Here is a 6,682-nt window from a genome sequence, read left to right on the forward strand (position 1 = left end):
AGAGGAGGGGGCCGGACGGAAGGCACGGGCCGGCCGCGGCCGCGCTCCCCGCTTTCGGCCCCTGATGGCCGGGAGGTAGCGTCAGGGGACAGCGAACCGTCCGCAGGGCGGAAATGACGAGATGGGGAAGACGTTCACCATATGCCGGACCGACGCCGCCGCACCGCCTTCCGCCTCCCGCTGCCCGAGCGGTCCTCAGTGCTGCTGAGGGAACGCCGGCCCCCCACGGGCTCCTCCTCTTCCCCGGACAAGGACGACAACCCGTTCGCCGCACCGCCGGAGAACCACCCCGACCAGCCGTGGCAGCCCCGCCACCCGTCGAACGGCGGGACCGACGGAGACGGCAACGGGAGCGAAAACGGCGACGGGGCACCCGAGGACGGCTCCTCCGACGACCGCCCCGTCTGGGGCAGTCAGTGGAGCAGCCACCAGCCGGGACGCCAGAGCGGCGGCTTCGGTGGCCGTCCCGGCGGCCAGGGCGGACCGAACGGCCCGGGTGGCCAGGGCGGACCCGAGAACAAACCCGGCGGACTGCGCTGGGACCCGACCGACCCCGCCCAGCGCCGCGCCCGCTACGCGCTGCTCTCCGGCATGTGGGCCTTCTTCTTCGCGATCTTCGATTTCCCGGAGATCGCCCTGCTGCTCGGCGCGCTGGCCGTGTACTGGTCGATCAGCTCACTGCGCGCCGGGCCCAAGAGCGCGACGGCGGCGGACAGCGCGGCCGGCGGCGCCGGTTCTTCCGGTACGGGCTCCGCTCCGACAGGCGCCCCGGCCTCCGGACCCGGTGCACCGTACGCGCAGAACCAGGGCAGGCCGCAGACGACGGCCGCGGTCAGCGGGCTCGTCACGGCGCTGCTGGCGCTGTCGATCGTCGCGATGACGTTCACGGTGCAGCTGGTCTACCGCGACTACTACACCTGCGTGAACGACGCGCTCACCAAGTCCGGACAGCTGGCCTGCAACGATCTCCTGCCGAAGCCGCTGGAGCCGTTCTTCGGCGTCAAGAACTAGCGCTTTCTCCCGGCCCACTCGTCGGCCCGGCCTCCGGAGGCCGGGCCGACGGCGTTTCCAGCTCCGTGAGGAGCGGGGCCCAGGGGGAATCCCCAACCACTCGACCGTGCCACGGATCGGCCGGCAGGAAGTCGTACGCGTCCCGGCCCGCGTGTTCCTCGTTGCGGGACGCGGAGGTGGGTGTGGGGGTGGGGGTGGGCGCGGAGGCGGGCGCAGGCGCGGTCGCGGACGGCCGCACGGAGCCTGCTCCAGCCGCAGGTCCGGTTCCGGACTCCGTGCCGGCAGCCGCGTCCTCGCCCCCGGGCCCGCGCCGCGGGCGCCACCACCCGCGCCGCTCCTCGCTCGGCTGCCCGGGCGCCTCCGCATCGGCCACCCCGGGTGTCACGTGGGCCACCGTTTTCTCCACCGCCTCGGCGCTCTCCCCCTCACTGCCGGGCTCCCGCAGCCGCCACGCCCTCAGCAGCAGCGCCCCCGGCACACCGAGCAGTGCCGTCCACGCCACCGCCGCCGCCCCGGTCAGCCACCACACCGGGCCGAACTCCGCCAGCGCCCCGGTCCCCAGCGGACCACCCGCCGCCGCGGCCAGCACCGCCGTGCATGCGCCGCATCCCAGCGCAGCCAGGGCAGCCGTCAGCGCGGTCCCCCGCAGGCCCCACGCCGGCTCCCCCACACCACGGGCGGGCGCTGCCCTCCGTACCGTGAACCAGGCGATCGTCACCCCGGCCGCGACCGGTACCGCCGCGGCCGCCCAGTTCGGAGCCGTTCCGGTTCCATGGGCGGGGACCGCCGCCAGCAGCGGGAAGTTCGGCAGGGCCGGTCGCCCGGTGAAGGCGAGCGGGGTGACGGTGGACGCCGTACCGAGGGCGAATCCTGGCCCCATCCCGTACGCGGCACCCCACATCGCCGCGTTCGGCACGAGCACCAGCGCCAGCAGCAGGACCGCGGCCCGGCCCGCCCAGTCGCCGGACAGCCCCAGGAACGAGTCCCGCACCAGCTGCTCACGCCACACCAGGGCCACCGCGACGAGCAGCGCCCCGCCACCCAGCAGCACCGCCGTCCCGGCCACCGCCGACCGGAGCACCGCGTCCGCCCGCTCCACGAACCGGGACCGTACCAGCGCCTCGCGCAGCCGCTCCGGCGCCCGGGCCGGCGCCGGCCCGATCGGGCGCCCGGCCGCCGCCCACACCCCGGCGGCTGCCCCGCCCGCCACCACGGGGGCCATCGGGAACAGGAGCGAGCCCGGCTGCGCGAACATCGGCCCGCCCTTCGCATAGAGGGCGATCACCGCAGCGACCAGCAAATATCCCGCCGTCACCAGACAGAAGGCGCTCGCGCCCGACGGCGGGGTGCGCCCCTCGTCCGGCTCCATCACGTCGCGGGCGGCCCGGTGCACCAGCCACACCAGCACCCCGGTGAGCAGCAACGGGACGATGCCGACGGGGGCGGAGGCGCCGCTGAGGGTGTCGGTTCTGACGAGTGCCGCGCCGTGCGCCAGCAGCCAGATCCCAGCTGCCGCGTGGAGGGCCCCGCCGGGACCGCTGTCGGGGGCCGGGGAGCTGATCCACACCACCAGGGCGAGGACGGCGAGCGAGCCGAGTCCGAGCCCCGCGGCAAGCACCCCCCGCACAAAGGCGGATGCCAGTACCGCGGTCCTTCCCTGCTCTGCCGAGAGCGACGGGGTGCGTTCGGTCGTGTGGATCACACCGCAATGCTCCCAACGACACGCACTTAATTCATGTAACGGGCGATTAGCCGCTGTGTCGCCCAATATATGGTTATGTACATTTCCATCCCATGGAGGCCTGCCGGGGGCTCCTCATGACCCAGAGCGCCACCGACGCGGCCTCCTCCCCCCTGCCCTCCCCGAAGGAACTGCGCCGACTGCGCGAGGCGAAGTCACTGAGTGAGGAGCAGGTCGCTGCGGCCATGGGCGTCACCCCGGCCACGGTCCGGTCCTGGGAGGCGGGCCACGCCAGCCCTCGGGGACGGAAGCGTGAGGCGTACGCGAAGCTGATCGGCTCGGTGGCCGACACGGGCGGCACGGAGGCGCGGGGCACCTCGGAAAGCACCCCTTCGGGCGCTCACGGCAAGCGGGCCGACCTGACGAAGCCGTCGTCGTCCCCGGCACCGGCACCGGCACCGGCAGCAGGAACGTCAGCGGGAGCGGCGGAAACGGCGCGGGCAGACGAGCCGCCGGCCGGCGACCGGCCGGACGCCCCCGTACCCGCCCTCACACCCGCCGAGGCATTCGACGCCCTGTACGCGAAGAACGCCGCCGCCCTCTTCCGCCAGACGTTCCTGCTGACCGGGCGCCAAAACCTCTCCAGGGAGGCCGTCGAGCGGGCCTTCGAGCAGGCCTGGCAGCGCTGGCCCGAGGTCGCGGTGGACCGGGACCCCGCGGGCTGGGTACGGGCGGCCGCATACGAGTACGCGGTGTCGCCCTGGCACCGGCTGCGCCGGGCGCACCGCCACCCCGACCCGCCGCCCGCCGCCCCCGGCGCGGGCGCCCTGCTCGACGCACTGCTCGACCTGCCGCCGTCCTACCGTCGCACCCTGCTGCTCTACGACGGTGTCGGCCTGGACCTGCCGGAGACCGCCGCAGAGACGGAGGCGAGCACTCCGGCGGCTGCGAGCCGGCTGATGAACGCGCGTGCCGCGGTGGCCGAGCAGGTGCCCGAGCTGGCGGAACCCTCATCGCCCACCGGACAGTCGGCGCTGCTGCACGAGCAACTGGGCGCGCTCGCCCTCACTCAGCCGGTGGCCGCGATGCCCGCGGCCCATGCGATCCGTGACGGCAGTGAGCACGAGGCCAGACTCTGGACGCGGGCAGCCATCGCCCTGACGGCCCTGATCGTCGGGATCGCACTGATCACCATGGTGACGTCTCCGGTGCGGTACGGGAATCCGCCCGCCGAGCGGGTCGGCGGCGTGCCTCCCCGCGGCGGTCCCCAGAAGCTGACCCCACAGGACCTGAAGCTGCAGAAGAAGCTCCACGAAGAGCTCGTCCGTGGCCCGGCGCGGCTGGTACCGGACCTGAGGTGACTCCAGCGCGCTCCGGCCGGCGCACAGGAAACGGCGCGGGCCCGTACCCCCGGAGGAGGGGTACGGGCCCGCGCCGTCTGTGCGGAAGCAGTCCCGCGAAGAGGTGATCAGGCGCCGAGGATCTCGCGCGCCAGCTTGGCGGTCTCGGTCGGCGTCTTGCCGACCTTGACGCCGGCGGCCTCGAGGGCCTCCTTCTTCGCCTGGGCGGTGCCGGAGGAGCCGGAGACGATGGCGCCCGCGTGGCCCATGGTCTTGCCCTCGGGGGCGGTGAAGCCCGCGACGTAACCGACGACCGGCTTGGTGACGTTCTTCGCGATGAAGTCCGCCGCACGCTCCTCGGCGTCGCCGCCGATCTCGCCGATCATGACGATCAGGTCGGTCTCGGGGTCGGCCTCGAACGCCGCGAGGGCGTCGATGTGCGTCGTACCGATGATCGGGTCGCCACCGATGCCGACGGCGGACGAGAAGCCGATGTCACGGAGCTCGTACATCATCTGGTAGGTCAGCGTGCCGGACTTCGACACGAGACCGATGCGGCCGGGCTTGGTGATGTCGCCCGGGATGATGCCGGCGTTGGACTGGCCGGGGGTGATCAGGCCGGGGCAGTTCGGGCCGATGATCCGGGTCTTGTTGCCCTTCGAACCGGCGTACGCCCAGAAGGCGGCCGAGTCGTGGACGGCGATGCCCTCGGTGATCACGACGGCGAGGGGGATCTTGGCGTCGATCGCCTCGACGACGGCGGCCTTCGCGAAGGCCGGCGGCACGAAGAGGACGGACACGTCGGCGCCGGTCTTCTCCATCGCCTCGGCGACGGAGCCGAAGACGGGTACCTCGGTGCCGTCGAAGTCGACGGTCGTGCCGGCCTTGCGCGGGTTCACGCCGCCGACGATGTTGGTGCCATCGGCCAGCATGAGCTTGGTGTGCTTCATGCCGGTGGCACCGGTCATCCCCTGGACGATGACCTTGCTGTCCTTGGTGAGGAAGATAGCCATGGTGTTGGAGTCCCTCGTCCCTTACTTCGCAGCCGCGGCGAGCTCGGCGGCCTTGTCGGCCGCGCCGTCCATGGTGTCCACACGCTGCACCAGCGGGTGGTTGGCGTCGGAAAGGATCCTGCGACCCAGCTCCGCGTTGTTGCCGTCGAGGCGCACGACCAGCGGCTTGGTGACCTCTTCGCCCTTGCTCTTGAGCAGCGCAAGAGCCTGGACGATGCCGTTGGCGACCTCGTCGCACGCGGTGATGCCACCGAAGACGTTGACGAAGACGGACTTGACGTCCGGGTCGCCGAGGATGATCTCCAGGCCGTTCGCCATGACCTCGGCGGAGGCGCCGCCACCGATGTCGAGGAAGTTGGCGGGCTTCACGTTGCCGTGGTTCTCACCGGCGTACGCGACGACGTCCAGGGTCGACATGACCAGACCGGCACCGTTACCGATGATGCCGACCTCGCCGTCGAGCTTGACGTAGTTGAGGTTCTTGGCCTTGGCGGCAGCCTCGAGCGGGTTGGCTGCGTCCTTGTCCTCGAGGGCCTCGTGGCCGGGCTGACGGAAGTCGGCGTTCTCGTCGAGAGACACCTTGCCGTCCAGCGCCAGGACGTCGCCGGAGGCGACCTTGGCGAGCGGGTTGACCTCGACGAGGAGGGCGTCCTCGGCGACGAATGTGTCCCACAGCGTCACCATGACCTCGGCGACCTTCTCGGCCACCTCGGCCGGGAACTTCGCCTGGGCGATGATCTCGCGGGCCTTCTCGATCGTGACACCGGTGTTGGAGTCGACCGGGACCTTCGCGAGGGCCTCGGGGGTCTTCTCCGCGACCTCCTCGATGTCCATGCCGCCCTGCACCGAGGCCATGGCCAGGAAGGTGCGGTTGGTGCGGTCGAGGAGGTACGAGACGTAGTACTCCTCAAGAATCTCCGGCGCGGTCTCGGCGATCATCACCTTGTGGACCGTGTGGCCCTTGATGTCCATGCCGAGAATGTCGGTCGCCCGGGCGACCGCCTCGTCGGGGGTGGCGGCCAGCTTGACGCCGCCGGCCTTGCCGCGGCCGCCGACCTTCACCTGCGCCTTGACGACAGACTTGCCGCCCAGCCGCTCGGTCGCCTCGCGGGCTGCCTCAGGCGTGTCAATGACTTCACCGGCCAGCACCGGTACACCGTGCTTGGCGAAGAGGTCCCTCGCCTGGTACTCGAACAGGTCCACGCGCGTCCGTCCCTTTTCAGTGGTCTCGCGGTTCGTTTTCAGCGTGGGCGTGCCGCGAGGGGCAACGTGACTGCTCTGTCACAAGGAAAGCGCACACGGTTACCGAGTACGCGGCATGTCCATCTCGCAGGTTATCCCCGAGCTCCGCATGACCCTAAATCGCAGATCGCACCTGGGCGGTGATTACGGTCACAGACCGTGCTGGTGGCCGGGTCGCAGTGGACGAAACGGCACGGGCCGCGCCGGTGGAGCGAGGGCGGCCCGTGGCCGGGACGCAGCGGTCCGGACACGGCGGGGAACCGCCCGGCCACGGGCCGGGACGAGCACTCAGCGCTCCGAGGGGTACACAACTGCTGGGCGGGTAAGTCGTTTTGGCGCAGTTAGGCACGTTTGAGTGAACGGCGTGACGATCTGCTGGTGTGCCTGGCGGGGTG

The 6,682-nt window shown here is 71.7% G+C and carries 5 protein-coding genes; 2 read left to right on the top strand and 3 right to left on the bottom strand.

Annotated features, from left to right (window positions below; genetic code table 11):
* Nucleotides 1-141: 141 nt before the first annotated feature.
* Nucleotides 142-1,011, top strand: a complete 870-nt coding sequence (locus ACWD6R_RS20665) for a hypothetical protein (RefSeq protein ID WP_451820020.1) — start codon at nucleotides 142-144, stop codon at nucleotides 1,009-1,011.
* Here the strand turns inward: ACWD6R_RS20665 and ACWD6R_RS20670 are convergent.
* A complete protein-coding gene (locus ACWD6R_RS20670) occupies nucleotides 1,001-2,713 on the bottom strand; it encodes a cell division protein PerM (RefSeq protein WP_451820021.1) in 1,713 nt (570 codons plus the stop codon). The genes ACWD6R_RS20665 and ACWD6R_RS20670 overlap by 11 nt on opposite strands.
* A 116-nt stretch (nucleotides 2,714-2,829) precedes the next feature.
* Here ACWD6R_RS20670 and ACWD6R_RS20675 point away from each other — a divergent pair, with 116 nt between their 5' ends.
* Complete coding sequence (locus ACWD6R_RS20675) at nucleotides 2,830-4,053, top strand: sigma factor-like helix-turn-helix DNA-binding protein (RefSeq protein WP_451820022.1); 1,224 nt, start codon at nucleotides 2,830-2,832, stop codon at nucleotides 4,051-4,053.
* Between the two features lie 107 nt (nucleotides 4,054-4,160).
* On the opposite strand, the gene sucD is transcribed toward ACWD6R_RS20675, so the two are convergent.
* Nucleotides 4,161-5,045, bottom strand: coding sequence for a succinate--CoA ligase subunit alpha (gene sucD, locus ACWD6R_RS20680; protein WP_451820023.1), 885 nt, complete (start codon nucleotides 5,043-5,045; stop codon nucleotides 4,161-4,163).
* Nucleotides 5,046-5,066: 21 nt separating this feature from the next.
* Nucleotides 5,067-6,248 carry an ADP-forming succinate--CoA ligase subunit beta gene (gene sucC, locus ACWD6R_RS20685; RefSeq protein WP_451820024.1) on the bottom strand — a complete coding sequence of 394 codons (1,182 nt, stop codon included), beginning with the start codon at nucleotides 6,246-6,248 and terminating at the stop codon, nucleotides 5,067-5,069.
* Nucleotides 6,249-6,682: the final 434 nt, after the last annotated feature.

Source organism: Streptomyces sp. NPDC005151, from assembly GCF_053599875.1.

Bases quoted from the DNA above. Each gene is read 5' to 3' on its own strand.
- ACWD6R_RS20665 (WP_451820020.1), top strand. From the start codon at position 142: ATGCCGGACCGACGCCGCCGCACCGCCTTCCGCCTCCCGCTGCCCGAG.
- ACWD6R_RS20675 (WP_451820022.1), top strand. From the start codon at position 2,830: ATGACCCAGAGCGCCACCGACGCGGCCTCCTCCCCCCTGCCCTCCCCG.
- sucD (WP_451820023.1), bottom strand. From the start codon at position 5,045: ATGGCTATCTTCCTCACCAAGGACAGCAAGGTCATCGTCCAGGGGATG.